Annotated in this window: 2 protein-coding genes and 2 pseudogenes; all 4 read left to right on the top strand. The window is 45.6% G+C overall.

Annotated elements, in window-relative coordinates; all coding sequences use genetic code 11:
* A pseudogene (locus AB4496_RS14120) lies at positions 1-660 on the top strand (N-acetylneuraminic acid mutarotase); the annotation flags it as partial.
* A gap of 15 nt (positions 661-675) precedes the next feature.
* Positions 676-1,746, top strand: a complete 1,071-nt coding sequence (locus AB4496_RS14115) for a YjhT family mutarotase (RefSeq protein WP_102257795.1) — start codon at positions 676-678, stop codon at positions 1,744-1,746.
* A gap of 204 nt (positions 1,747-1,950) precedes the next feature.
* The gene (locus AB4496_RS14110; RefSeq protein WP_102257796.1) at positions 1,951-3,720 is read left to right on the top strand and encodes an exo-alpha-sialidase; all 1,770 of its coding nucleotides are present in this window, start codon (positions 1,951-1,953) and stop codon (positions 3,718-3,720) included.
* A gap of 97 nt (positions 3,721-3,817) precedes the next feature.
* Positions 3,818-4,523: pseudogene (locus AB4496_RS14105) on the top strand (cache domain-containing protein); the annotation flags it as partial.

The raw sequence follows: 4,523 nt of genomic DNA, 5'->3' as shown, positions 1-4,523 counted from the left end.
GACATTAATACGACAAGCAGAGAAGATCAGCCTGAAAAATGGCAAAAAATAGTCGATGACTACATGGGAATGAAGCCACTAGATTACAAATGGAATTCAAACGTTGTTAGCTATACACCTGAAACCGGGACATGGAAAGAGTTAGGCTCTTCTCCTTACCTGCCTAACTGTGGTTCCGCTTTGGTTAAGCAAGGTGCTAAGGCGACGTTGGTGAGCGGTGAGATAAAGCCAGGACTAAGAACTTCTGAAGTGAAGCAGTTTGCTTTTGGTGCGTCTCAACCTTGGATGAGCTTACATGACTTGCCTAAGCCATCAAACCAACAGACTCAAGAAGGCGTTGCAGGCGCGTTCGCCGGAGAAAGTAACGGTGTTGTGATCGTGGCGGGTGGCGCTAACTTCCATGGCGCGAAAGGGGCATTCGAACAAGGGAAAATGTTTGCGCATAACGGTTTTGGTAAAGCGTTTAATCCTGAAACGTATGTGTTGAAAAATGGGCTTTGGGCGCAATCTACCGATTTACCATATGGCCTGGCTTATGGGGCTTCTTTTACCACTGATGAGGGTGTATTGGTGATTGGCGGAGAAGATAGTAAGCGTGCGGCACGTAAAGAAGTGTATTTGCTTTCTTGGGACGGCAAAGCTGTTCAAGTCACTCATTAATTTACGGGGTTAAGTATGTCATTTTCTATCGTTACGTATCCTGACTTTCCCGTTGAAATTAAAAACGCTGTCGGTGCTCGAATTGGCGACCGAATCTTCGTAGGGTTGGGCAGTGCAGGAACGCAGTTTTATAGTCTAGATTTGAACGCAACTGAACGTGGTTGGAAATTGATGGCAGCGTTTACTGGTGTGGTTAGGAATGATGCCGTCATGGTCGCGAGTGGTAGTGCCATTTGGGTGTTCTCTGGCGCCGGATTACAGGAAGGTTGTGAGAGCGTCCAAGTGCTTACGGATATTCACTGGTTTGATATTGAAAACGACGAATGGCAAACGGTCGAATCGGAGATCCCAGTCGGTTTACTCGGTGCTAGCGGTTGTGAAATCGCACCTGGAAAAATCGCGTTTTGGGGAGGATATAACAAGCCCTTATTTGATGACTTTCTAGCGAAGCTAAGCAAGATAGACTCAGCGCTTGAACCCGAAAAACATCAAGCCGCTTTGGTTGAATTTATGTCGATGCTACCGGATCAGTACGGTTGGAATCAGGACATTTGGTTGTTCGATTGCGAAACGTTGCAATGGCGAATCCTAACAGAAAATCCATTTCCAGCTAACTGTGGTGCGAGCCTAATACAAGATGACAATCAGGTGGTGTTGGTAGACGGAGAAATCAAACCTGGGCTGCGCAGTACCCAAGTAAAACAATTTACTTTTTTGTCCATAGAAGAAGTGAAGAGCACTACGTTGCCGAGCATTCAAGATTCCCCCCAAGAGCATGAAGGTTTAGCCGGCGCGTATGCCGGGCTGGTGAAAGGCCAGTATTTGGTTGCCGGAGGCGCATTTTTCATCGGTAGCCAGAAGAAAGCGAGAGAAAAGCAGTGGTATACCCATCAAGGGTTAAGCAAGCATTATGCTGGTGATGTTTGGTGTTTACAGGAGCAACAATGGCGGCGGGTAGGTGAACTGCCCACAGGCCAAGCTTATGGCATCTCGATTTCCAGTGAACAAGGTCTAATTATCATTGGAGGTGAAAACGCAAAAGGACAAGGACTACAAAGTTGTTATTTGATTAATTGGCACGCATAAGCCGCTCCCCCTATAGGTGACTTACGCGTAAAGAGCCGACCCTAAACGTTATTTAATGGGTTCGGTTTGATTTAGGACCAATTGAACAGCAAACACTTTGATGGTTTACCTCAGAGGCGTGAAGCCTCTGAGGTTATTGTCTATTGATAGTAAACATCAGCAGTTGGTGCTTGTTGTTCTCCGTTCTATTTAAGGAGAATTAAAGTGAAAAATAGAGAACATTGTTTAAAAGGAATTAACCTGTTAGCGAGCGTTGCAATTGCTTCATCCTTACTCGTAACTTTTCAAGCTAACGCCGTTGCTCCTAACATTCGCGATACCATCGTTTTTAAAGGTGGAGAAGGTGGCAGTAGCCATTATCGTATTCCGTCTATGGTCGTCGCGGCCGATGGGTCTTTAGTCGCTTTTGCGGAAGGAAGAGGAACATCCGGAGATCCCGGAAATGGTGCTCCAACAAGTATAAAGAGCCGTCGTTCGACAGATAATGGCCAGACATGGTCTGCGTACCAAGTGATCCAAGAAAATTCAGCCGAGGCATACTCTGACCCTCGCCCGATGTTAGATGCCAGTAATGGCAGAATATTCGTCTTTTATACGAAGTGGGACATAAATTGTGCCCAAAACCGTAGTTGTGTTCCATTTGATGATCCTAACCATAAGCTATTGTTCAAAATCAGTGACGACAACGGACAAACGTGGTCGACAGAAACGGATGTTTTAGATCAAGTCCGCGATGTGAACTGGTTTGCAAATGGTGATTCGACTCATAACGGCAGAGCCACATGGTCTTATACACCAAGCGCTAGCCAAGTAGCGCAGGCAGCAGCCTCCGGTTGGCAACTCGATTGGAACTCTAGAGTCGCGAATGGAGCATGTAACGTCCAATATTATGGTGATGGCAATACTCGTTACCTTGTTGATTTGGTCGTAAATGATGATAAATCAGTCAAAGCGGTTTTATATGGAAATGGGAGCAACATCGAATACCCACTTAATTTTGATATTGGTGGCTACCATGATTATCAAATTGTCGGTAGTGGCAGTAGTGCGAGCTTTTACGTCGATGGGACGCTGATTGCGAGTGGTTGGGGCGGTCAGTCTCATAGCGGTAAAACGGTCACGTGGGGTAATGGGTGCTCGTCGACTTCGGGCAGTTCAGCTTATAAAACCATCGACTTTTCTATTGCTAACACTGCAGTGGCTCAGTTTGATGCTTCTTTAATGCGCCGAGTCGACGGTAGTGTGATTAACCATCCTGCGGAACAAGGTTGGGCTAAGACTGGGGCCAATGGTGGGCATGGTGACCCAGGTTGGAAGAGTATTAATGCAGGCCCGGGGCAAGGGATTCAACTGAATTCGGGGCGTTTGATTTTCCCTGCAATTGTTCTAGATGCGTTTGAACAACTGTCGGTGGTTTCTATTTACAGCGATGACTATGGGGTTTCGTGGCAGGCAGGCCAACAAACACCGACCTACGCCCAAGAGCCAAGTGAAGCCGATATGGTTCAGCTTAACGATGGACGCATTTTACTTTCAGCACGTAACGATGGAGTCACGGGAACGGGTAATTTTAATCGCTACCACTATATCAGCGAAGATAACGGTATTAGCTGGAAAGTGATTGAAGAAACCAGAAACTCAGTGAATGGCGCTTTGTTTTTTAAACTTGACCAAGTTGATATTGGATTAGTGAGATACGGTAACGACCGCGTACTGATGTCTGGCCCACAAGGCAATGGCGCCGTTAGTTCAGATCGCAATGATTTGGCTATTTGGAGTGCGACGGATAACGGCAGTGGTGTGTACAACTTTACCCAGCGAACCCAATTTCGTGATGGGTACAGCGCTTATTCAGACATTGTTATTCTTCCAAATAAAGGAGCGGCAGGCAACGAAGACTTGGGGGTTATTTATGAAGCTAAATCGAGCACTGAAATTCGAGTGATGGTGATGGACATTAATAGCGTCAATTGATTGGAACAGATGCCAGAGCCTTATTTACGCTAGGGCTCTGGCGTATTAATTCAATGAGATGTTTTCATTAACTATAACTTTGGATAAGGGGGAGAGAGTGTTTTCTACATGGATGAACAATATCGGGTTTAAGCAAAAAATAATCATTGGATCCATCATGTTAATGGTGGCCGGTATTGCGGTTAGCAATATGGTTTTGTTTAGTAAATACCAGCAAGATTTAGAGAAAAATCTGATTGAGAAAATAGAGCTGGGCTTGAGCTTAGAGTCTTACAAGATAGAGCAATGGCTTGCGTCTAATGTTGGTAATTTGGAACGTTCGGCAGAGTACTTCCAAACAAGGCGCAGCCCCAAAGAGATGGTGACAGCGTTAGGCTTAATGGCAGAAACAGACAGCGTGGACGATGTGGTTATCGCGTTTGTTGATGGCACTGGGTTTTCTGCAAAAAATGGCATGTTAGACGTGACCGAGAGCGACCCGCGTAAGACGCAATGGTTTACTCTTGTGATGGAAACGAAACAAACCAGCGTGACCGATTTTTATCAAGATCCGAAAACGGGAAAATCGACGGTCAGTATTGCAGCTCCAGTCAAATACGGCGTGCTGACGCTAAATATACACTTAGAACGTTTTAGTACATTTCTTAAAAAATCCAATATCGAGACGGCAGAAGAAACCATCTATAACCAACAGCAGCAGGTTTTATTTTCAACGTCTTCGTCTGACATTCTAGGGCAGTCACTGCAAAATAGGTTCGTTGCGGATGCTATTGGTGACCGCTTTCTGGAACAATTACAGGGGG

The sequence above is a fragment of the Vibrio sp. 10N.222.46.A1 genome, from assembly GCF_041473595.1.
GTDB classification, from domain to species: domain Bacteria; phylum Pseudomonadota; class Gammaproteobacteria; order Enterobacterales; family Vibrionaceae; genus Vibrio; species Vibrio tasmaniensis_A.
This window is presented reverse-complemented; position numbering and strand designations above follow the sequence as displayed.